Raw genomic sequence first — 20,609 nt, forward strand, 5'->3', positions numbered from 1 at the left:
CGCAACCGGTCGATGTTCAAGGGCGATGTGGTGCGACCGTTCAGATGCCCTCCGCGCCCCGCTCATGTCAACCGACACTTCCCCACGCCCCTACCGCCACCCCCGATAGAGCACCAGTGCGATCTGCTGGCCGATCTGCTCAGGCCGCATCCCCGGCGCTAACCGAAACGCGCCGCCGTTAAGCGTCGCGACGATCCGATCGCTATTCAGGCCCTCCGGCATGCCCTCTTCCGTCAGCAACCGGCTCAACTCGGCAACCAACGCCGCTTTGACGCGCTCGCGGTTGAGTCGCTCAAAGCCGATCAGGGCTATTTCATCTATCTGAATCTCAATCTCAACCGCCATTGCCCACCCTTTCCGGCCTATCCGTGCGTCAATCCCCCCCACCCGCGCAATTCCGTCTCGGTCAGCGGTTTGTCTAATTTGGCGTATTCGCTGTGCGCCGCGCTCAAGAGATGGCGCATCGTCACCGATTCGCCGGCATCAGCGGCCAGAAAAGCGGCATTCAAGGCGATGCCGCGAATGTTGCCACCAGCTAGATTCAGTTGCGCTAGCCGCGCCCAATCCAGCTCGGCCAGCGGTGTAGCGGGCGGAAAGACCCGCTGCCAGATGCGCCGGCGTTGCGCTGCGTCGGGAAATGGGAAGTTCACGATAAAACGAATTCGGCGCAAGAACGCGGCATCAATCGCTTGCTTCATGTTGGTGGTAAGAATGGCCAAGCCGCGGTACGCCTCCATCCGCTGCAAGAGGTAGCTCACTTCAAGGTTAGCGTACCGATCGTGACTGTCTCTCACTTCGCTGCGGCGGCCAAACAGCGCATCGGCTTCGTCGAACAGCAGAATCGCGCCCCCGCCTTCGGCAGCATCGAAGATGCGGCGCAGATTCTTTTCGGTTTCGCCGATATACTTACTCACCACTGCACTAAGGTCAATGCGATAGAGATCGAGCCGCAGTTCGTTGGCTAACACCTCGGCAGCTAACGTCTTGCCGGTGCCGCTCGGCCCGGCAAAGAGCGCGCTAATCCCCAACCCGCGTTCACCGCGCAGGCCAAAGCCCCACTGCTCGTACACCCGATCCCGCTGGCGCACATGCGCTACCATCTGGCGCAGCGTTGCGATGTGCTCGTCCGGTAATACGAGATCGTCCCAACTCACCACCGTCTCGATCCGCTGTGCCAACCCATCGAGACGGAGACGGGCCTGCGCGCGGCAGGCTCCCCACCAATCAGCAGCCTGATCAGTAGAGACCGCTAATCCGGCAGCGCGAATGGCGTTAGCATTGAGGGTAAACTGCTCCAGCAGCGGTTCGAGTTGGCCGTTGAGAGCTAGACCTCGTTCACCCAGTATCTGTTGCCAGAGCGATCGTTGCTCGGTTCGATCGGGTTGTGGTACATCAAACCGTACAATCAGCCGATCGCCGGACGGCAACGGATCGGCGCTCGCCAACAACACCATGCCCTGTACCCGTTCCAGCCAGCCAAGCCACGCCCGCGACGTTTCGCCATCGTCCACTGCAATCAGCGCCAGCGCGCCGCTCAGCGCCGCTTCCCGTTCCCACAGGCGGGCCAACAACTCTTGCTCGGCAGGGCCGGCAGGCACATCCTCGGCCCGCAACAGATACACTACCCGCCCCAGTCGCTCGCCTGTCGCTGCGGCAATCGCCTGCCGGCTGAACGAATCGCTGCCGCAGATCTGCACCGGCGGCGGTGCAGGTTGCTCTTCCCACAGGGTTGCAATCCGTTCCACGAGTTGCCGATGCGAGGCCGGCAGCGCCGCTGCCGGTTCTAGCAGACGTACCAGCGGCTGCAGGCGCCGGTCGAGCGTCGCCACACCGAGCAGGTAGTGCAATACTCGCTCGTCAATCCGTAACGGCGCAGTCGCGAGCGGCTCACCCTCGGCCACCTCGATCAACCGCCAGTGGCGCAACGGCGCAGTCGGCGTTACCGCGCTCCAGTGAGCAGCGGGTAACACTGCCAGCGCCAGCCCGATGGTCGGACGGTAACGCTGCGGATCACCCTGCGCCGCCGTACAGAGCGCCGCCACGCTACTATCGAGTTCCACAGCCGCGCAGAACAGCAGCAGTTCGGTCTCGAACTCGGTCAAGCCAAAGATGATGCGCAGCTGCTCAAGCGCCGGCAGCGCGGGCATAGCAACGCGGGCTGCCGCCAATGCCTGTTCGGCTGCACGCAACCGTGCCTCATTGCCCTTCCCGACCAGCCGCTGCTTCGTCACGTCGAGCGCTGCATTGAGGTAGCGCTGGTTGGCTGTCACCCAATCGATTGCCGTGGCCGTGCTCATGGGATGACCACCGTTGGCCCGCTAAATCCGCTTCCGCTTACGTCAAGTTGACTCTCTGCCCCATCTACCTGCACCCGTACCAAATAGGTGCCCGCCGGCACAATGTCTGTCGTGATCGTGAGCGTCGCATCAGTATCGTTGGGTGGAAGCGCAGGCACGCGCGCCGGCAGCGGCAACGCGAACGAGCGCGGTGGCCGATTGGCCGGCGGCGATGTTTCGTCGAGCAAGAGCGTCACCCGCTGCTGTTTGCCCACCGGCGGCGTGAGGGTGAGGGTGAGCGTGACATTGCCGTCGCCATCACGTGGGCCGGCGGTAGCGCTAATCATAGGGGACAAGATGAACGCCGCCACATTCGATTCGCCCCCACGGTGCGGGGTGGGTGGCGTGCCGAGTTGCAGCCGGTGAACGACCTGCACCGCCTGTACGCCGGCCCGTAAGCTCGCCGGCAACGCGACGATGATCTGGGTATCAGTCATCTGAGCCGGCAGTACCGCCACTTCAGTCTCGCCAATCCGGATCACGACATCTTCACCGCGTAACTGTTGGCCACGGATCACCAGTCGGTAACCGGGCAAGATCGGCTGCTGGAAGCTCACCGGATCGGTTGCGGTGGCTTGCGCGCCAAGTTGGGTGATACGCGGCTGGCGGAAAGGCAGCACATACAGATTGCGCCGGCGCACCGGCAGCGCCTGCCTAGTTGGTCGCCGACTTTCGATCAAGACCACCGATGCTTGATAGGCCACGGTGGGACGGTACGGCGATTGCACGCTTGACCAGATTTGCGAGACCTGTTCGAGGCTCAGCGGTTCGGGAGTGATTTTGATCTGTTCGATTTGATCGGCCAAATCAGATGCTACCAGACTGGCGCGAGCCGATCCCGGCAAGGCAACGCCGCTGACCGGCGCAGGCGGGGCGAGCGCAATGCGGATGGCATCGCGGGCTAGCACTGGCGTCTCGTGCAAGAGCTGCATCGCATAGCCCAGCAACAGTTCAGCCAGATAGTCTTGGTCGGTGTAGGCGGTCAACAAATAGTGCAGATCGAGTGCTAACGGCGGATCGCTGATCAAATCGCCGCGCCCCGAACGCGACGGTAAACCGTGGTTGCGCCAGCCGGGGTTGTAGCTCAGGTGGTAGAGAAAGAGGTTGAGTTGGCCGCTGTTGGGGGTGAAGACGGCGAGGGCCTGCGCCGGCGCCACAACACTCACCGTCACATCACCGAGCGCGCCGGTGAGGTCGTGATCGATCAGACCGTCTTGCAACAGATCACGCAAAACAGCAGTGACTGCGGCAATCGCGAGCGCGTTGCTCATCGCGTTCCTCCCTCACGCCGGCGCAGATATTCGTCAAGGCTGAGCTTCGGGGCCGGCGGTTGCAGTCGTGAGCGTGACGGCGACGATGGCGTTGGTACGGCACGCACCTCCACCCGCCCAATTGTCACGGTGATGCGCGGCGGATGGGTTGGCGCTACCGGTTTACGCGCTATAACCGGCGTCGGCGCAACAGGGTGCCGGGTGGCCGGCGCTACCGGTGGTTCGCGCGGCGTATCTGGAGCGCTGGCCGGCTGGAACGAAATGGCAGGCGCTGGCGGCATCGCAGGCAGTACAGCGGCAACCTCCGGCAACCGTAGCTGATCAACGACGCTGGTCGGCTCCGGCAACCCGCGCAAATCGACGAAACGTGCTATACCTGCCGGCGCAGTGCGCTCGCCGTTCGCTTCGCTAGGGCCACGATCCGGCGAGCTAGGCGCTGGCGCATCAGAGTACGACGTAGGGATAGACCGCATCTCGCTGCCGATAATTGGCGGTTGCCCCCATGCCGGCGGCGGAGCTACCGGCAACGGCGGCGCCTCCCGGCGTTCAACCGGCACGATCGCGCTGGCGGGTGACGCAGGTGATGACTCCACCCGCTGCACCGCCGACGGTGATCCCGGTACAGCCCGATCATCCACCCGCACTGGCGTCACCTCGCCACTAAGTGGCGCAACCGGCTCGAACCGGGCCGGCAGGCGCGGTTGCACCGCACCGGCTAGGTGCTCGCCGAAACTGCGCGCCAACAGATTAGCTAGCGGATCGTTCATCATTCACCAATTGCAAATACAACGCGCGCCGTTGCGGGCTTAGCGCCAGAATCTCGCGCTCATGCCACCCATACGCCCGCGCCAGCGTATGGACATCACGTAACAACTGTCGCGCCCACCAATCTAGTTCTTGCCAGACAAATCCCGCTATATCGAACGGCGTGGCCCACGTGTGGCCACAATCAGGGCAAGCCAACTCGATCTGCAGATCGAGCAGCGGGTCAGCCGCCGCCATCGCGGTTGCCGCCGCCGCCAATGCCTCATCAGACAGCACAGCCGGCGCATCGATCAAACAGCGTTCAATCAAGCGGCGGGTTGCAGCCGGGCCGGGTGGCAACGCCAGCAGATCGGCGCTAGCCGGCAGGCGAACGGCGAGTTGTTGGCCGCCAACGTCAAGTGATTGCACTGCTGTCGTCGGCGCTAACGCGCGCAAAGCCGTCGTCGCTAACGTAAACTCTAACCGGGTCGTGCAGGCCGGGCACATTGCAACACACTCCATCTGCACCCCAAACAGCCATTCCCGCACCAACAACAGCAGCGCATCGCGCGCGCCTACCGGCAACTCAGCGACGGCTGTCTCTGGGAACAACGGCGCTAACAGCGCCAGTGCCCGCACCAGCGGCGGTTGCGCCGCGCCTGCCTCCCAAATATCGAGCAACATCGCTGTGGAAATGGCCATCGCTCACCTCGTGAACACAACAGTGCCAAGCGCAGCGTTGGGCGCTGAATCAGTGTGCCAATTCCCCCACCTCACTGCGGCTCGGTGAAGCTTGGCTCGTCCGGCTCGCCAATATCGTAGTCGCGCTCCCAACCCTCGTTCTCCAATTTGATGCTCTGGATCGCGACTGCATTGGCATTGGCGTCGAGTTCAGGCAGCGCCTGATACTCCGATACCCAACAGCGGTACACTTTATAGGCAATCGCCAACTGGCCAGCTTCGTTATAGACCTCGATAATGATGTCTTTGCGAAAATCCTTCAGCGAGACTTCGGCCCCCAGTCCAGAACCGTAATTCCAAACCTTATTCGCCCACTTCTCGAACTCGGTATCGTGCGTCACGCCCCGCTCGAGCGTAATTGGCTCGAATTTGATCCGCCCCGGCGACTTGCGAATGCTGCTCGAATCGCCTCCTTCGCGATGCTCGACCACCTCAGTGGTGCGCTTCAACGCCGACACCTTGCTAACCCCAGCCACATACCGGCCATCCCACTTGATCCGGAACTTAAAGTTCTTGTACGGATCGAACCGCTGCGCATTCACGCTAAACTGAGCCATACCCTATCTCCCTCGTCTGGGCGCAACAAATTACGTCCCCTCTGTCCTTACTCCACCTGCCCGGCCAACTGCTGAATCTTGATAATCACAAACTCAGCCGGCTTGAGCGGCGCAAAGCCGACGACAATGTTGACCACACCCATATTGATGTCGGTCTGGGTTGTTGTCTCACGGTCGCACTTCACCAGATAGGCTTCGCGCGGTGAACGGCCCTGAAACGCGCCTTGCCGGAAGAGGGTCTGCATAAACGCGCCCACGTTCAGCCTGATCTGCGCCCAAAGCGGCTCATCGTTCGGCTCAAAGACCACCCATTGCAGGCTCCGGTAGAGCGTCTCTTCGATAAACAGCGCCAACCGGCGTACCGGGATGTACTTCCATTCCGAAGCCAACTGATCGGCTCCACGATAGGTACGCGCCCCCCAGACCACATTGCCGCTCACCGGGAAAGTGCGCAGACAATTGACACCAAGCGGGTTGAGTTGGCCCTGTTCGCCATCGGTCAAGTTCACCGCCAACGCCCGCACGCCAAACAGCGTTGCGTCCTGCCCTGCCGGCGCCTTCCACACCCCGCGCTGAGCGTCGGTGCGGGCAAAGATACCGGCCACCGCGCCACACGGCGCAAACTCTTCCAGCCGGTTCTCGCGCAACGGATCAGGAATGCGTACCCGTGGAAAATAGATCGCCGCGTGATCATCACGCGCCACTGCCGCGCTAAATGTGCCGATCCCTCCCACCGCAGTGGCGATGCTCCGCCAACTCGATGGCGCATCAACAATCAGAAACGCCCGCTCGTCGCGGCAAAAACGCAGCGCCGCCGTCCATACCGCCTCGCTCACATCATTCTCGCGGGTAACCGGCGGAATACAGAGCAGATTAAAGAGATCGGCTTTGCGCAAGGCATACATGCCGGTCTTGGCATCAAAATCGCCCAAATACTGAGTGTGACTCAACACACTTCCATCAGTACCATTCGCCGCCGGCAGAACATCGGCCACGACCGCTGGCCGCACCGTCGGAAAGGCACCGGGATGCGGATCGGGGATGCGCAGCAGCAGCGACTCTTGCGCTAGCACCGTCCCTACATAGCGCGACGCAGTCGGATCGATCGACACATTGCGAAACGTCTCGCGCCGCGCCGCCTGCACTGGGTTCGTCCCCGGAATAATCTCGACAACCATCAAGTTAAACTCATCGAGTTGCAATGGTTCGCGAGTCGCGTGATCAATGCTGATCCGCAGATTATTGCCCCATGCGCCTTCGTTGCTCGCATCCAGCGTTAGATTATCGGTTCCGCTCGCGGGCGACAGATTGAAGCGAGCCGCAGTCGCGCCATTAATGAGGCGCACAATGAGTGCATCGGTGCCGCCGTTGAGAAAGAAATGCTGCACCGCATAACTCATCGTGCTCGCTTCCCATAACCCGCCAAAGAGCCGCTCGTAATCACCAAAATTTTGGATCCGCACCGGATCATTCACCGGCCCGCGCCGCGCCCGCCCGACAAAAGCGGTAATCGACGTCGCCACCCCGGTGATTGTGCGCACACCGCTTGGCACTTCCTCAATGTAGACACCCGGATACGACAAAGTGACCGGCATACTGTTGCTCCTTGCGATAGCCCGAAACGCTCGCTCGTTCGCCACCATGTGATGATGGCGGCGTCACCTGCTTGTGAGGACGCATCATGCCGCCGTTGGCAGTGGCAGCTTACGCTGCATCACGCCCGATCAGCACCTCAACCGTAACCGGCTGCGTCGTTGGATTGGAAAAGACAATATCGAGATGAGCCGCGCCTAGCAACGCCACTGCCCCGGCGCCGATCAACAGATGCGGGCCATCGAGCGTGATTGCACTACCGCCATCGACGGTATAGGTCAATGGTGGCGTGGCGTCATACCGGCTCGCCGAAATCAAGACAAAGCGCACCGTCCCGCCGCCCGACGGCGCGACAAAATTGGCTTGGCCCGGCGTGGAGCCGCTAGCCGCTGCAATCTGCACTTGGCCCTTCAGATAGACATCAACCGGCAGCGTCTGAGATTCAGTCTTCCGCGGCCCCCCGGCCACAGCCACGCTCAGCGTCCACTGAATACTTTCCGGCATATGCAACCCTCCTCGCACACACGTCACGGCGGACAACAAGGCATCGGCGGGCACTGCCTGAAAGTATCAGGCGGATATCAACTAGGCTGGAGTATGACCGAGAAAAGGGTGAGTGAGGGAGGTAGTGAGAGAGGATTGCCAATAGCGAAATTTCTCGGCGTCTAGATCGCTCTTACATTATATGTATGCTGTCAAGACATAAATAATATCAACCTATCAAATGTAACGGCATGCGCCTTATTTCAAAGAACGCAACCTCAGCGCCCTTTTTGCCGCCAACATCGTGATATCATTGCGCGTCACGTAGGGGCATCGCGCTGCCATATTCCGTGCGGCGACGGTATCTCCTCCGAATGCGAGAGCGATGCGCTCAGGCATCCTTCCCGCTGAAGCGGGAGATTGCGGTGGACGTTACCCGCCCTCGCAACGACAGCAGGGGAGCGTCCCTCGCCACAAAGCCGGGCCTCGTCACTCCTCGCGCCCCGTGGTCAGCGTAGATCTGTGCCTCCCTCTCCCGCTGGGGGAGGACTGAGGCGGGGGCTATGCCCAACGCAGGTGCTCCGCCCCTCCTCACTATGAAGCCGAGCCACACCACCCGCTCGCCCGACCCGCTCCCTGCGGACAGAGAGGCGATGTGCCTCCCGCCCCTCGCGGGTTCAAGGGCGGACAGAACGTATAAGCGGAGATGAGGTTGACGGCCTTGAGATGCGCCGGCTCACGCTCACCCTTAGCCCTTCTCCCACTGGCGCGGGCAAGGGGAGCGTGGTGCCGGGTTTTGAGGCATCTAGCAGGAAACGGTTGTACTTAACCGAATGTTCCGCTCGTCCCTCAACGTTACGGAGAGGGAGGCTATTGCATTCCGTGTGAGCGATGCCTGTCCCGTTTACCCAGCACGGCTCCCCTTCTCCTGCCGTAAGGTGGGAGAAGGAACGGGGGGAAGAGGGCCATCAACCCGCACAGCGGGCCTCGCAAGCATAGCCCACCCCTGAAGGGCTGAGTTCCTAGCCCAGCAGTAAACGACTGTTCTAGATCATACACACTGCCCGCACGCTCGCAACGACAGCAGAGGAGCACACGCTCGCAATGACAGCAGAGCTGTGACCGCTCAACACCCCACCCACCCCACCTGCCCAACAGTTATTCACCACCTGACAGTTGAAAATGGAACCTTTACCCTAGCGATTTTGTGACAAAAACCACAATTTTATTCAAAATTTGTGCGTTTCATCACAATCGTTTGTTATCAAATCAGACGCTCTATCCAACCAAATTTGTACTTTTTTGCCCAGTATTACTGTGCAGCGAATGGACAAAATGTGGTAAGATAGAAATCGGAGGTTTCAACCTTCGAGGCAATCACTAAATGTACAAGTTCGACCACGTTTTTAAAAGGAGCAATCAGCAATGCCCCGCCGACACGCTGTCCGGCCGGCCAATCTGCCGGCTATTGAGCCGACAACTGCTGCGGAGGAAGCAACGACGCTGCCCCCGACCGAAGATCCGATGGCCGTACTACGCTACGAGCCGCTCCCCGATCTCGACCCAGAACAGGCGCGCCGGCTGCTAGCCACCCCTGCCGAGCAGCCTGTGGTCGAGACGAAGAAGCTGCCGGCTCGTCTCCGCCCCAAGACCACCAAGCACAAAGGGATTACCCGCATTGATCACCCGGCTAAGCGCACCTTTGGCTATTTTGTGCGCGTGACGTGGAACAAGCAGCGCCGTAGCAAGTTTTTCTCGGATTCGGTGTATGGCGACCGGCTCGCCGCTTTGGCTGCCGCGATCGAATGGCGCAACGCTACCGAGCGCGAGCTAGGTAAGCCACGCACCGAGCGGCAAGTGATTGGCGTTTCCCGCACCAGCACTGGCATTGTTGGCGTGCGCCGCACCATTAAAGATGGCCGTGAGGTCTACGAGGCGACGTGGCGCGACGGCAACCGCATCCGCCGCACCTCGTACTCGATCGCCAAACACGGTGAGCGCCGCGCCCTCGCTCTTGCCCGCCGCGCCCGCGAGAAGTATGAGCGGATGCGCCAGCGCACCCCCACCGGCGACTGATCGCGCGCGTCTTTGTTGATTGCTTCCCAGACCTCTGCGCCTTGTAGTGGCGCAGAGGTTCTGTTTACGCTGGCAACTGTTACTAGAACGCAACCAATTTACTGGGTGGCAAATCACAAATCTGTCTTATAATAATGAACAGATCTAGCGCAACCAGAAGGAGAGAGTCGTGCGTTCTGAGGTCGAACTTGCCAGTGCTACTCACGGCATCGGGGAAGATGTGAGGATTGACGTTGGTAGCCGTCTGCGCGCCTTGCGCGAGCAGCGCCGGATGTCAATCCGCGCGCTGGCCGAAGCGAGCGGGTTGGCTGTGAATACGCTCAGCCTGATCGAAAATGGTCGTACCTCACCGAGCGTCAGCACACTCCAGCGCCTCGCAATGACGCTGCAAGTGCCGATCAGCGCCTTTTTTACGCCTGACGTGCCTCAACAGCGCGTCGTCTTCACCCCCGCCGGTCAGACGACTGCGACCCTCTTTCCGCACGGCGCACTCACCGATTTAGCGCCCGGTTTGGCCAATCGCACCCTTGAACCGCTGTTGCTCACGCTCAATCCCGGCGCTGGCAGCGGTCCCGAGGCAATCGTCCATACCGGCCAAGAGTTTGTGTTTGGGTTGAGCGGCCAGATCTTGTATACCGTCGCCGATCACACCTACACGATCGGTCCCGGTGATAGCCTGTTGTTCGAGGCAGGGTTGCCCCACCGCTGGCATAATCCCGGCCATGCCCCGGCGCAGGCATTGTTGGTCTTGTGCCCGCTCGAATTACCACGCAGCGCTCTCGAGCGCCACGGTCGTTTTTAAGCGAAGGAGTTGGTGGTGTGCAGATCAGAACCTTGCATCTGAGTGAAGATGGCGTTAGCCGTACTGATGACGCGATCACTTTGATCCGCCATGCACCCGGCCAGATTACGCTTAACAATCGAGAGGTATTGGCGATCCGCCCACTCGACCGCTGCACGCTGGCACTTGAGCTGCTCGGCGAAACGCGCTATCTGGCTTCAGCCGATTATTGGCACGCCCCCTTCGGTCCGCGCAATGCCGAAGCGCGTGAGGCTGGCTGTCTGCTCGGCCATCTCGATAGCCTTGCGATCGCGGCTCATCGGGTGCTCGACACCGTCACCGGCCTTGATCAGCTTCCGCCTGAAGCGCGCGTCGCCCTTGACGACCTACGCACTGCGCTGAACGATCTGAAGGTGACGATACCGCGGTAATTTCAGATGAAGCTGCCCGGCCTTCCCAGAGCCTGCATCGGCAAGCCTTTGGATGAAGGCGGTTTGCTACCCTTATTCCTCTGCCCCATTTTTCCGCATGCGCGAAGAGAGCCGAGGTATAAGGGCAGTAATAGCATCAGGATGAGGTCATGCTTGTCGCACCAAACTGCGCTCCCCTACGAGCCGCGTGAGACGTGGACCGCCGGCTCGCTCATCACGATTCTGCCGGTGTTGAGCCACGTGGACGTGCGACTTGACAAGTGGTGAAGGTGGTCTTCTGACTATTCACAAACCGTGTCGAGCCACACTGACGTCCGACTTGACAAGAGGGCTACTCTGGGATCAGTGGCGGCGGCAGCAAGCCTGACACCTCTAACCCGATTTTCCAGCGTGCTAGCACGACCAACAACAATAGTGCCACCAGAAACCCAGCTATGCCCGGTAAGGCCAATTGCCGAATATGCCGCACTCGCCCGCTGAGGCCGGCGAAGGCGCTGACCGGTAAGGCTACGGCAAAGGTCATCACCCCCGTCACCCCGATCACGCTCAACAAGACCAGCGGCCATGCCAATACTGCTTGGTTGGCGGCAATTGCTGCCATTACCAACCCCAATGCGCCAATCACGATCCCCAGATCGCGCCAGCTCCCGATTGGCGCCTGCTCGGCAGCCAACCGATCGGGCGGCAGAAAGGTATGATTGGCGACCAATAATAGCCCTACCGCCAATGCCGCGCCAAACCCCAGCCCGGTCACAAGGCGCAGATCGTTACGTGGCGGGTAGGCTGGCAAAAAACCCAGCTCGGCAACGGTTGAATTCAGCCCATCAATCCCCATCACCGCCATCAGCCCAATTAGCGTCAAGCCGATTGGCAGCGGCGGCAACCTCCCAGCCCGCATCCGGCCCAAGGCTGCCATCACTCCCAGCGTAACCATCAGCCCAAGGTAGATGCCGCTATCGCGGGCGCACAGCGGAAATTGCACTCCACCTGAGATCAGATTGTGGCTCTGCGCGCAGATGCCATGCACCGCAAAGAAGAGCCGTCGCTCCCAATCCAATACCGTTGCAATCGTCGGGAGCAACGCGAAAAGGATGATTAAACCAAGCCCTACAACCGGCCCGCGCCAATCGAGTCTGCGCTGGGCTGTCGTGGTTGAAGCCATAACGCCCTCTCGCCCTCATCTCTCCAACTCAATAATCGCTGCCCTAGCTTGCCCATTGGCCACTGTTAACCTCGCCACTGACAACCCTGCCCCTCGCGGCGCACCGGCAGTTCCCGGATTGAGAAAGAGCACCCCATTGTACATTTCATACAATGGCCGGTGGCTATGGCCAAAAATATAGACCTGCGGCGCCCGGTTATCAACCGTCTTCGGTAACGATTGCACAAGATGGCGGGGCTGGCCACCAATGTGGGTCATATAGATCACAACACCCTCGCGCTCGATCCAGCGGTGCGCCGGATAAGCGCGGGCCAGCGCCGTTCCCTCATCAGTGTTGCCATGAATGGCTAGCACCGGCGCGATGATCGCGAGCCGGTTGAGGATAGTTTCATGGCCAATATCGCCGGCGTGCAAGATCAACTCAACTCCGGCTAATGCTGTTAGCGCCGCCGGCGCCAGCCGACCATGCGTATCCGAAACGACGCCAATCTCCATGGATTCCCCTCACCTGTTGTAGCCGACCCGCCTTGCGTGCGTCAAACGCCGGTACCCCTCACGCACGCCTACCCTCGCGTGCAATGCCGATAGCGAGCGCATCTTTCCGCCCACTCACAGCAGCCCACGCCTAGCCCGCCGTTTGCCAACGGCTCAGTTCCGCAATTAATTCAACCACTCCCGTTTCAATTCGGCGAAACGCCTCATCGGCGGGCAAGAACGGCACGTCAGGCGTTTGCCAGTAACGGATTCGCTCCACCCACACTGGAAAACGTTGCTGCATCAGCGGACGATGCTCGCGCTCATCCAAGGCAATCGCCACGGTCGCTCGCCGCAGATCGGGTTCGGTCAAGGCCATTGGTGGCCGGATTTCGGATGGCGGCGGAAAGCCGCGTTGTTGTAATTGCACAAGAACGTTGGGCCAGATCGGCCCCCGATTGGTAGCCGAGAGCCGCAAACCGCGCGAATCAGCTTGCCAGCCTGATACCCGCATGGCGTTGAACAACAGTTCGGCGTAGCGGCTGCGGTAGTAGTTGCCGGTACAGATAAAAAGAACAGTACGCATTGGTCGCCTTTGCCTCGTGATCAGGCCGCTTCCGATCATTGCGAGCGCAGTTTTAGCATGCAACCCAAACCGGCATTGTCGCCTTGCGTTATGATGCTTCCACCCTAGCCTTCAACCGGTATGGCACATATGCGCGCTCGCATGGCGGCCCATCAGTAGCATACAACGTTTGGGCCGTCACATCCATGATGATCGACGCCACCGTTTCGTAATACTCATCGGGCGGATCGGCGGGATCAATGTGGAAACAGACCGAATAGGGATGGCGATCATGGTCGCGCAATGTTGCTTGTACGCTCGCCAGCGATTGCGGACGCGGCGCTAACAACTCTTGTAAACGCGCTTGCCGCCACTGAGAATGCGGCACCCGCTCGATCGCGCGTTCGACAATGCCCAAACTAGTCGGATCGTAAAAATGGTTCGAGTGGATCAGGCAACCGTTGGCGCAATTGCTCAGCGCGATGGCATCCGGCGCCGCTTCGATATTGACTACCTGATCGGGCGTTTGGGCGATCAGGAAATTGGCCGAACCGGCCCGCGCTTCCGCCGTGATCACCGCCTGCGCATCAGCCAACGTGCGCGCGCGCAAGATTTCGTAACAGCGCACGTGAAATGGTCGCCGCAGACTCGCCCAATCGTCAGCAGTGCTACTCAGACCGTTAATTAAGAGCGCCAGCCCAGCCGAATTCAAACCAATTTTGCCGCCAAAAATGCCGGCTTCAGTAAACGCAAGTGTGCGATGGCCATCGGGTTCGTTCGTTCGCACAATTGCGCCACGCACGCCGGTGATCCAGTCCCAGTTTTCACCAACCAGCAGATGGCCATCCGTCGTCTCGGTTGGCAGCAAGGCAAAGGCAGTACAACCATCGGGCTTACCATTGATACGATCATACTCACGGAAGTACTGGTAAAACAGTTCATACCGCACATTGAGCGCCGCAATCGCTGCCAGCTCCATGCCCGCGCCATCAGCAATCCCGCGCATTCCGGCGGCATAGTCCGGGTTCTGCCCGGCAATTGCGTCCGCATACCGCAGAGCGCGCTGCCACACCTCGGCTAACGGTATACGCAATTCGCGCTCGAAGCGCGCGGTATAAATGCGCAGGTTGGCAGCAATCGCCGCGCGCAAGACGCGCCCGTGCCGCCAACCCTGTGTGTAGGCATCACCTGCCAACTCAACCAATGGCAACCCTCTCACGTCAGCTCCTCGATCTGCTCACACCGGCGTAGGATGATCCACACCGCCCCCCGTTGAAAGCCTAACCGTTGATTAATCTGCCACATTGGCTGATTGATGCTGTCGTTGTCGGTGCGAATCCCGGTCACACCCATCGCTTGGGCATACGCAATCGTACACAGCTTCAGCGCCAGTGCAATCCCGCGCCCGCGGTAGTCGCGCCGCACCGCTGTAAAGCCTACTTCCAGATCGGTTTCGTTATCAACCGTCTCGAGTGTGCTGATCCCGACCACTTGCCCATCTGCAATCGCCGCAAAACTGCCTTCCCACACCGCGCCATGTTCAGGTTGGTAGAGCTTGATCCATTGTTCGTAGGGCGGTATGGCGACCGGAAATGCTGATGGCACATCGCAGGTTGTGTGCTGTTCGAACTCATACAACTTACGCCAAAAGCCGGCATCGGCAGTAGCTAGCGCTGCAAAGCTGTGGATTTCAATCTGCTGCGCCGTTACCCGCTCAAGCGCACCACTGAAGGGAGCAGGATCAAAGCTCGCCACATCAAGTCGTGAGAGCCACACCCGCCGGTCTTCCTGAAAACCGCGCCGCACGGCAAAGGCGAACCCAGCCCGCCAATCTTCGCGCACTTTTGCCAACACGTAGCGCGGCTGCAACGCCTGCCAAGCCTGCTGCACGTGTTGCCAGAGCGCCGCACCTAACCCGCGCCCCTGATACGCCGGATGTACGCAGACCAACGTCTCAATATGGTACGGATCGGCGCACCACGTTGGCTGATAATATTCGGCATAACCCGCCGCAACGCCATCAAGCTCGCCGATCACTCGGTAGAGCGCCAATTGCGGATTATGCAACTTATCGCGCACTTGCCATTCGGTTGTATTGAGCGGCGCGTCCGGCACCAAGGCGCCGTACACTGTCGCCATTACATGATAATCGGTTGCGGTAGGTTGAGAAGGTCGAATTGTAATCATACATAATACTGGTATACGTAGGGGTATTGCGCTGCAATGTCCTTACCTTGCGTCGCAATGTCCCTGTTCCCCTCACGACACATCCTTCACAAATTCGATCCACGCCGGTTGTTTCACGAACCCCAACGTTTCGTTGATGCTCAACATCGCCCGGTTGGTGGTGGCGTTATAGGTGCGCACCTCACGGTAGCCAGCAGTTTTGGCGAAGATCAACGCATGCACCTTCAGAGCCAGCGCCAACCCCCGCCGCCGGTAGCGCCGGCGGGTTGCGGTGATGCCGGTCATCAACACATCCGGCTCGGCATGCTTCCAAAGCTGGCTCACCGCCGCAATCTCATCACCGTTGAGCGCCAAGAAATAACCCTCCGGGTAGAGGTGTGGATTGTCAAACACCGTTCGTTCCCACGTCGCCATTTCAACCGGCGTGAACGGTTCGGGTTGCGGCACATCAGCCCGCATTTCGATCGTCGCCTCGTACAGGCGCTGGCGCGCATCTGGCTGGCGCTGCAACCACTCCGCCAAGTTGCAAATAGTAAACCCCTGCGCAACGGCGCGCGCCGGCGCATCAGCAACCGGAGCCGGGTCAAACGTGCGCAAGTCAAGCCGCGATTCCCACGTGCGCATCTCTTCACGAAAGCCGCGCTTGGCAAGAAATTGCATACTGCGCGCCTGATCCTCGCGGCAGTTGCTTCGCACCTGCAATGGCTGATGCCGTTCGACCAGCTCGCGCATCAGTTCATCATAACAATAGCCGCCGATCCCTTGCCCCTGCCATTCAGGTAGCACCGCGATGCTGATAAAGAATTTACGCGGGTGATACATCCACGGAGCATGGAAGTATTCGGCTGCCGCCACAATGGTCGTACCAACTTCAACAAGCCAGCGCACTAGCGTGCAATGCGCCGGACGCGAAGCATCCCAGTGTTGAATATCTTCTACCGTCTCGCTGTAATCGGGCAAAATTGCTTGTGCAATCGCTGCCAGCGCAGCATAGTCGGCTGTCGAACCATTAAACGGTCGCAGACGAAAACTCTTTGCAATACTGCCTGTCATCGCCAACATCCTCCTCGATAGAGCTGCGCTACGTTTATCGTAACCGATTACAAGGCGTATACCATCAGCCCATAGGCGCAATATGATGCTATAATTAGTGTGGTAGGCTCACACGACTATATGTTCCACCCCCTCATTATCACAAGTTCAACAACTTTGTATTATGCCTATCCACGCCTTGATTTTCGATTTCGACGGCCTGATGGTCGATACAGAAACGCCGGCCTTGCAGAGCTGGCAAGAGATCTATGCCGAATACGGCGTCACCCTGAGCGTTCACGATTGGGCGGCGACGTTAGGGGCAAACGCTGGCTTCGACGCCCACGCCCATCTAGTCTGCTTGCTCCGTAAGCGCGACCCCTTGCTAGCCGAGCGCGTCATCACCGAGCGCACGGCGATTCTAGCCCGCCGGCAAGCCCGCAAGGATGTGCTCAGCGCTGATCAGCCACTCTTGCCCGGTGTCGCCGAGTTGCTGGCCGAAGCACGTGCTGCCAGCCTGCCGTGCGCCGTTGCCAGCAGCAGCAGCCGGCGCTGGGTCGAAGGATGGCTGCGGCGCCTCGACGTATACCACGCCTTTGCCACAGTTGTGACCGCCGATGATGTCGTCGCCACCAAACCGGCGCCAGATCTGTTTCTCACCGCCGCGGCCCGGCTCGGCCTGCCGCCCGCCGCCTGCCTCGTACTGGAAGACTCGCCAAACGGCATCCGCGCCGCCCGTGCCGCCGGCTGCCCGGTCGTCGCCATCCCCGGCGCCATTTCGCGGCAGGTACCATTACCACCTGCCGATCTGACCTTGCCGAGCCTCGCTCATACCAGCCTTGCTGCGCTGCGCCAGCGGTTTGGGTAGAGAGCGGGCCAAGCATGGGTTGTCAGAGAAACAGTAAGGGCGGGTTTGATACCCGCCCTACCTGTGCCGATCAGACCAGTTGCGTCAATACCACCTACGGCAACGGCCCGGCTTGCGGCGGCCAGCCCCGGGCTATATAGTCACCCATTGTAATCACAAACAAAATCATCAGCCACACAAATGCACCCGCCGCATAGATCTGCGTCATCCGGCTGCTGATCTTGACGTGCATAAAATAGAGCACAATCAATACCGTCTTGGCAATCGCGATCGACATCGCAATGGTCACTGCTAGCCAACCCGGCATCTCGATCAGGTTCTTCTCTACCCACCACGCGGCGACGGTCAACACCATCAACACCATCAGCGCCGCAAAGACGCGGTAATAGGTTCCCCGTGAAATATGGGTATGCTTATCGCTGTGGTGATGCGCATGAGCATGTGTATGCTGTTCAGCCATCGTGCCCTCCTAAACCAGATAGAACAGTGGGAAGAGAAACACCCAGATGATGTCGATCAAGTGCCAATAGAGACCGCCAATCTCAACCGGCGTGAAGTAGGTCGGTGAGAAGCGGTCGCGCAAGGCCATGACCAAGATCGTCGTCATCACCCCCAGACCAATAATCATGTGGATCGCGTGCAGACCGGTTGCACTGAAGTAGAGCAAGAAAAAGAGCTGGTGGCCAGATTGCATTGTCACCGTCTTGGCTGCGCCGTGCCCGCCGCTCGCTGAGCCATGCTCATCGGGGAAATGGAATCCGCGGCCCGGCACCAAACACTCGTGGCTCTCGTGCAAATCGCTGCCAGTGATCCAACTGATCGGATCCTTCGCGCCGGCGCAATGAGCAAACTTCTCGCTGTACTCATACCCCTTAATCACAAGGAAGGTCAAGCCCAGCACAATCGTCAGCACCAGCATCGTGATCAGCCGCCGCTTCTTCCCCTCTTCAGCGGCATTCACCGCCAACGCCACTGTCAACGAACTCACCAGCAGCACAACCGTGTTGACGGTAGCGAGCGGGGTATTGAGCATTGCCGCCGCTTCCTCCCACGCCTCCGGGAAAGCCCAGCGGTAGACGATGTAGGCCATAAAGATACCACCGAAGAGCATAATTTCGGTGACAAGGAAGGCCCACATGCCTAGTGTGGCTGCCTCTTTCTGCTGCTCCGGCGTCTCGAACTGGTGTTGCAGCTCGGGACCGTGCGTATGCGTATGCGCTTCTTCGTGAGTGATGGTTGCCAACGCTCTCTCCTCTGCGTCCAATCGCTACTGCGTTTTCTCTGCCCTTCCAATGTGACGCCAGAATGTCCGAACTATGGAGCGACATTGCTCCAGAATGTCGCTCCACGGCACCGCCAGCGCAATTTACAGCGGCGAACCGGGCCGCCACGCCGCCGCATCACGCTCAGCTGCTTCGGGCGGATAAGCATACGCCTCTTCGGTCACAATCGGCGTCTTGTCAAAATTGAACGTCGGCGGTGGCGAGGAGGTCTTCCATTCAAGACCGGTCGCACCCCACGGATTATTGCCGGCAATCGCCCCCTTCCACAATGAAATACCGAGGTAAATCAGCGGCACAATGAACCCGATGGCAAGAATGCTTGCCCCTGCCGTGCTCATCACGTGCAGGACTTGGAATTCTGGTGGATAGACGTGGTAACGGCGCGGCATACCCAGATAGCCAAGGATGAACTGCGGGAAGAAGGTCATGTTAAAGCCAACGAAAATGATCAGGGCGGCAATACTGCCCCATATCTCGTTATACATCCGGCCAGTCATCTTAGGCCACCAGAAATGGATGCCGCCCAGATAGGCCATAATCGTGCCACCCACCATCACATAGTGGAAGTGAGCCACGACAAAATAGGTGTCAGTCACGTGCAGGTCAATCGCAGTGACTCCGAGGAAAATACCGGTCAGACCACCGATCACGAACAGGCCGATAAAGCCGAGCGCGTAGAGCATCGGTGTCCGGTAACTGATCGACCCCTTGTAAAGTGTCGCCGTCCAGTTAAAGACCTTAATCGCCGACGGGATCGCCACCAGCATCGTGATGAACGAGAAGATCAGCCCAGCGTAAACCGACTGGCTGCTGACAAACATGTGGTGACCCCAGACGAGGAAGCCGAGAATGGCGATGGCAAGGCTCGAAAACGCGATAAACTCGTAGCCAAAGATACGCTTGCGCGAGAAGGTGCTGATCAACTCACTGATCACACCCATCGCCGGCAAAATCATAATGTAGACGGCCGGATGCGAGTAGAACCAGAAGAGATGCTGAAAGAGCAATGGGTCGCCGCCAAGCGCCGGGTCGTAAATCCCTACGCCCCACAACCGCTCAACCACTACCAGCAGCAGCGCAATCCCCAACACCGGCGTGGCCAGAATCTGGATGATGCTAGTCGCGTAGTTGGCCCAAATAAAGAGTGGCAGGCGGAACCACGTCAAGCCGGGGGCGCGCATCTTGTGGATGGTAACGATAAAGTTCAAACCGGTCAGAATGGACGAAAAGCCCATAATGAACGCACCGGTAATCGTCATCACCACATTCGAGTTGGAATAGGTCGAGCTAAACGGCGTGTAGAACGTCCAGCCGGTATCAACACCGCCAAAGACAGATGCGATCAAGGCGAATACGCCACCGATCATGTAGAGGTACCAGCTCAGCAGATTCAGACGCGGGAAAGCTAGATCGCGCGCCCCAATCATAAGCGGCACCAAGAAGTTTCCTAACACCGCTGGAATCGCCGGGATTAGGAAGAAAAAGACCATGATAATGCCGTGCAGGGTAAACGCCCGATTATAAACATCGGAAGACATCAGGTCACCCTGCGGAGTAATCAACTCAACCCGTACCAGTGTCGCGGCAAGACCACCAAGGAGAAAGAAGAAATTGATCGACAACAGGTAAAGGATCGCGATCCGCTTGTGATCGACTGTCAACAACCACGACTTCAGCCATTCGGCAAATGTGCGTGATCGATCGTGGATGTAGCTCGTTTGTGGAAGCGAAAGTGTGCTCATAGTCTTAGTTCCCCGTGGCGTTGAGAGACTTAATGTACTCGATCAACTGCTTCAGCTCATCCTCACTCAGTTGCCCTTCAAATGACGGCATCATCGGTGCATAGCCATCAGCAACCTTTGCATTGGGGTTAAGAATGGACTCGCGCAGATATTCCTCATCAGCCGCAACCGTTGAGCCATCAGCTAACGGTCTGGTCATACCATACAGACCGTGCAGATCCGGGCCTACGCCACCACCAGCCGGGTGACAACTCATACACCCAAGACTAGCGAAGAGCTGACC

The 20,609-nt window shown here is 59.3% G+C and carries 22 protein-coding genes; 4 read left to right on the forward strand and 18 right to left on the reverse strand.

All coding sequences use genetic code 11. From position 1 onward, the window contains the following. Positions 1-90: 90 nt before the first annotated feature. From Q1A00_RS07375 to Q1A00_RS07410, 8 genes are all read right to left on the reverse strand, one after another. Positions 91-345, reverse strand: a complete 255-nt coding sequence (locus tag Q1A00_RS07375; RefSeq protein ID WP_299755997.1) for a hypothetical protein — start codon at positions 343-345, stop codon at positions 91-93. 17 nt (positions 346-362) lie between these two features. Further along, positions 363-2,297 carry an ATP-binding protein gene (locus tag Q1A00_RS07380; RefSeq protein WP_299756000.1) on the reverse strand — a complete coding sequence of 645 codons (1,935 nt, stop codon included), beginning with the start codon at positions 2,295-2,297 and terminating at the stop codon, positions 363-365. Beyond that, entirely contained in the window at positions 2,294-3,607 is a 1,314-nt protein-coding gene (locus Q1A00_RS07385; RefSeq protein ID WP_299756003.1) for a DUF4255 domain-containing protein, read from the reverse strand. The genes Q1A00_RS07380 and Q1A00_RS07385 overlap by 4 nt, the downstream gene beginning before the upstream one ends. After that, positions 3,604-4,377: a hypothetical protein gene (locus Q1A00_RS07390; RefSeq protein WP_299756006.1), complete on the reverse strand. Its 774-nt coding sequence runs from the start codon at positions 4,375-4,377 to the stop codon at positions 3,604-3,606. Before Q1A00_RS07390 ends, Q1A00_RS07385 begins: the two co-directional genes overlap by 4 nt. Next, positions 4,355-5,053, reverse strand: a complete 699-nt coding sequence (locus tag Q1A00_RS07395; RefSeq protein ID WP_299756009.1) for a hypothetical protein — start codon at positions 5,051-5,053, stop codon at positions 4,355-4,357. Before Q1A00_RS07395 ends, Q1A00_RS07390 begins: the two co-directional genes overlap by 23 nt. A 71-nt stretch (positions 5,054-5,124) precedes the next feature. Then, positions 5,125-5,649: a phage tail protein gene (locus tag Q1A00_RS07400; RefSeq protein WP_298407979.1), complete on the reverse strand. Its 525-nt coding sequence runs from the start codon at positions 5,647-5,649 to the stop codon at positions 5,125-5,127. 47 nt (positions 5,650-5,696) lie between these two features. Continuing rightward, positions 5,697-7,244, reverse strand: coding sequence for a phage tail sheath subtilisin-like domain-containing protein (locus tag Q1A00_RS07405; protein ID WP_298407976.1), 1,548 nt, complete (start codon positions 7,242-7,244; stop codon positions 5,697-5,699). A 109-nt stretch (positions 7,245-7,353) separates the two neighbouring features. Then, positions 7,354-7,746 (reverse strand): hypothetical protein, encoded by a 393-nt coding sequence (locus Q1A00_RS07410; protein WP_298407975.1) that lies wholly within the window; start codon positions 7,744-7,746, stop codon positions 7,354-7,356. Between the two features lie 1,404 nt (positions 7,747-9,150). Here Q1A00_RS07410 and Q1A00_RS07415 point away from each other — a divergent pair. The 3 genes from Q1A00_RS07415 to Q1A00_RS07425 all read left to right on the forward strand — a co-directional run bounded on the left by Q1A00_RS07415 (position 9,151) and on the right by Q1A00_RS07425 (position 11,013). Continuing rightward, entirely contained in the window at positions 9,151-9,801 is a 651-nt protein-coding gene (locus Q1A00_RS07415; protein WP_298407973.1) for an AP2/ERF family transcription factor, read from the forward strand. Positions 9,802-9,970: 169 nt separating this feature from the next. Then, positions 9,971-10,603 (forward strand): cupin domain-containing protein, encoded by a 633-nt coding sequence (locus Q1A00_RS07420; RefSeq protein WP_298407971.1) that lies wholly within the window; start codon positions 9,971-9,973, stop codon positions 10,601-10,603. A gap of 17 nt (positions 10,604-10,620) precedes the next feature. Further along, positions 10,621-11,013 (forward strand): hypothetical protein, encoded by a 393-nt coding sequence (locus Q1A00_RS07425; protein ID WP_298407959.1) that lies wholly within the window; start codon positions 10,621-10,623, stop codon positions 11,011-11,013. 331 nt (positions 11,014-11,344) lie between these two features. On the opposite strand, the gene Q1A00_RS07430 is transcribed toward Q1A00_RS07425, so the two are convergent. From Q1A00_RS07430 to Q1A00_RS07455, 6 genes are all read right to left on the reverse strand, one after another. Then, on the reverse strand, positions 11,345-12,175 hold the full coding sequence (locus tag Q1A00_RS07430) for a DUF2085 domain-containing protein (RefSeq protein ID WP_298407946.1): 831 nt from the start codon (positions 12,173-12,175) through the stop codon (positions 11,345-11,347). A 15-nt stretch (positions 12,176-12,190) separates the two neighbouring features. Continuing rightward, positions 12,191-12,670, reverse strand: a complete 480-nt coding sequence (locus Q1A00_RS07435) for a metallophosphoesterase family protein (protein ID WP_298407932.1) — start codon at positions 12,668-12,670, stop codon at positions 12,191-12,193. A 130-nt stretch (positions 12,671-12,800) separates the two neighbouring features. After that, positions 12,801-13,235, reverse strand: coding sequence for a low molecular weight phosphatase family protein (locus tag Q1A00_RS07440; RefSeq protein WP_299644415.1), 435 nt, complete (start codon positions 13,233-13,235; stop codon positions 12,801-12,803). Positions 13,236-13,323: 88 nt separating this feature from the next. After that, complete coding sequence (locus Q1A00_RS07445) at positions 13,324-14,433, reverse strand: C45 family peptidase (RefSeq protein ID WP_298407911.1); 1,110 nt, start codon at positions 14,431-14,433, stop codon at positions 13,324-13,326. After that, entirely contained in the window at positions 14,430-15,401 is a 972-nt protein-coding gene (locus Q1A00_RS07450; RefSeq protein WP_298407903.1) for a GNAT family N-acetyltransferase, read from the reverse strand. Before Q1A00_RS07450 ends, Q1A00_RS07445 begins: the two co-directional genes overlap by 4 nt. A 72-nt stretch (positions 15,402-15,473) precedes the next feature. Further along, the gene (locus Q1A00_RS07455) at positions 15,474-16,454 is read right to left on the reverse strand and encodes a GNAT family N-acetyltransferase (protein ID WP_299756018.1); all 981 of its coding nucleotides are present in this window, start codon (positions 16,452-16,454) and stop codon (positions 15,474-15,476) included. 163 nt (positions 16,455-16,617) lie between these two features. Between Q1A00_RS07455 and Q1A00_RS07460 the strand changes: the two genes are divergently transcribed. Continuing rightward, positions 16,618-17,301, forward strand: a complete 684-nt coding sequence (locus Q1A00_RS07460) for an HAD family hydrolase (protein WP_298407877.1) — start codon at positions 16,618-16,620, stop codon at positions 17,299-17,301. 94 nt (positions 17,302-17,395) lie between these two features. On the opposite strand, the gene Q1A00_RS07465 is transcribed toward Q1A00_RS07460, so the two are convergent. From Q1A00_RS07465 to Q1A00_RS07480, 4 genes are all read right to left on the reverse strand, one after another. After that, on the reverse strand, positions 17,396-17,761 hold the full coding sequence (locus Q1A00_RS07465; protein ID WP_298407865.1) for a cytochrome C oxidase subunit IV family protein: 366 nt from the start codon (positions 17,759-17,761) through the stop codon (positions 17,396-17,398). Between the two features lie 9 nt (positions 17,762-17,770). Next, positions 17,771-18,544: a cytochrome c oxidase subunit 3 family protein gene (locus tag Q1A00_RS07470; RefSeq protein ID WP_298407854.1), complete on the reverse strand. Its 774-nt coding sequence runs from the start codon at positions 18,542-18,544 to the stop codon at positions 17,771-17,773. 123 nt (positions 18,545-18,667) lie between these two features. Next, positions 18,668-20,326, reverse strand: a complete 1,659-nt coding sequence (gene ctaD, locus Q1A00_RS07475; protein ID WP_298407820.1) for a cytochrome c oxidase subunit I — start codon at positions 20,324-20,326, stop codon at positions 18,668-18,670. 4 nt (positions 20,327-20,330) lie between these two features. Continuing rightward, positions 20,331-20,609 (reverse strand): cytochrome c (locus Q1A00_RS07480; protein ID WP_299756023.1); only part of this gene is annotated, 279 nt, incomplete at its 5' end.

The sequence above is a fragment of the uncultured Chloroflexus sp. genome (genome assembly GCF_938091255.1).
Taxonomy (GTDB): Bacteria; Chloroflexota; Chloroflexia; order Chloroflexales; family Chloroflexaceae; genus Chloroflexus.

What these genes read in the sequence shown, in the direction of transcription:
- Q1A00_RS07465 (WP_298407865.1), bottom strand. Translation starts at nt 17,761, where the DNA reads ATGGCTGAACAGCATACACATGCTCATGCGCATCACCACAGCGATAAG.
- Q1A00_RS07375 (WP_299755997.1), bottom strand. Translation starts at nt 345, where the DNA reads ATGGCGGTTGAGATTGAGATTCAGATAGATGAAATAGCCCTGATCGGC.
- Q1A00_RS07380 (WP_299756000.1), bottom strand. Translation starts at nt 2,297, where the DNA reads ATGAGCACGGCCACGGCAATCGATTGGGTGACAGCCAACCAGCGCTAC.
- Q1A00_RS07435 (WP_298407932.1), bottom strand. Translation starts at nt 12,670, where the DNA reads ATGGAGATTGGCGTCGTTTCGGATACGCATGGTCGGCTGGCGCCGGCG.
- Q1A00_RS07430 (WP_298407946.1), bottom strand. Translation starts at nt 12,175, where the DNA reads ATGGCTTCAACCACGACAGCCCAGCGCAGACTCGATTGGCGCGGGCCG.
- Q1A00_RS07440 (WP_299644415.1), bottom strand. Translation starts at nt 13,235, where the DNA reads ATGCGTACTGTTCTTTTTATCTGTACCGGCAACTACTACCGCAGCCGC.
- Q1A00_RS07450 (WP_298407903.1), bottom strand. Translation starts at nt 15,401, where the DNA reads ATGATTACAATTCGACCTTCTCAACCTACCGCAACCGATTATCATGTA.
- Q1A00_RS07405 (WP_298407976.1), bottom strand. Translation starts at nt 7,244, where the DNA reads ATGCCGGTCACTTTGTCGTATCCGGGTGTCTACATTGAGGAAGTGCCA.
- Q1A00_RS07455 (WP_299756018.1), bottom strand. Translation starts at nt 16,454, where the DNA reads ATGACAGGCAGTATTGCAAAGAGTTTTCGTCTGCGACCGTTTAATGGT.
- Q1A00_RS07415 (WP_298407973.1), top strand. Translation starts at nt 9,151, where the DNA reads ATGCCCCGCCGACACGCTGTCCGGCCGGCCAATCTGCCGGCTATTGAG.
- Q1A00_RS07400 (WP_298407979.1), bottom strand. Translation starts at nt 5,649, where the DNA reads ATGGCTCAGTTTAGCGTGAATGCGCAGCGGTTCGATCCGTACAAGAAC.
- Q1A00_RS07385 (WP_299756003.1), bottom strand. Translation starts at nt 3,607, where the DNA reads ATGAGCAACGCGCTCGCGATTGCCGCAGTCACTGCTGTTTTGCGTGAT.
- ctaD (WP_298407820.1), bottom strand. Translation starts at nt 20,326, where the DNA reads ATGAGCACACTTTCGCTTCCACAAACGAGCTACATCCACGATCGATCA.
- Q1A00_RS07410 (WP_298407975.1), bottom strand. Translation starts at nt 7,746, where the DNA reads ATGCCGGAAAGTATTCAGTGGACGCTGAGCGTGGCTGTGGCCGGGGGG.
- Q1A00_RS07395 (WP_299756009.1), bottom strand. Translation starts at nt 5,053, where the DNA reads ATGGCCATTTCCACAGCGATGTTGCTCGATATTTGGGAGGCAGGCGCG.
- Q1A00_RS07460 (WP_298407877.1), top strand. Translation starts at nt 16,618, where the DNA reads ATGCCTATCCACGCCTTGATTTTCGATTTCGACGGCCTGATGGTCGAT.
- Q1A00_RS07390 (WP_299756006.1), bottom strand. Translation starts at nt 4,377, where the DNA reads ATGATGAACGATCCGCTAGCTAATCTGTTGGCGCGCAGTTTCGGCGAG.